General features: G+C 50.7%; 1 pseudogene. It reads left to right on the top strand.

Annotated elements, in window-relative coordinates:
- A pseudogene (locus tag WFP70_RS26700) lies at positions 1-211 on the top strand (IS4 family transposase); the annotation flags it as partial.
- Positions 212-223: the final 12 nt, after the last annotated feature.

Genomic DNA, 223 nt, shown 5'->3' with positions numbered 1-223 from the left:
TCAGATGAGTTTTAAGCAGTCCGCACTGTATCTGAGAAGTCATCTGAGCCTGCTACCGGGCATCTCACCGGGAAAAATACCGCGGATAATGGAAGAGATAATGGCGATGGCTCCAGGGCTGGTGCTGCCGGAAAGAAGAGTGCGGCATTACCCAAGGGCGGTAAAAAAGAGGCCACAACGTTATCCGTTGCGGCCTCCATTAAGATCTTAACTGACAAGCATT

Source organism: Pantoea sp. USMM079, from assembly GCF_037153115.1.
GTDB classification, from domain to species: Bacteria; Pseudomonadota; Gammaproteobacteria; order Enterobacterales; family Enterobacteriaceae; genus Pantoea; species Pantoea communis.
Note: the sequence above shows the minus strand (reverse complement) of the source record. Positions and strands in the feature narration are given on the sequence as shown.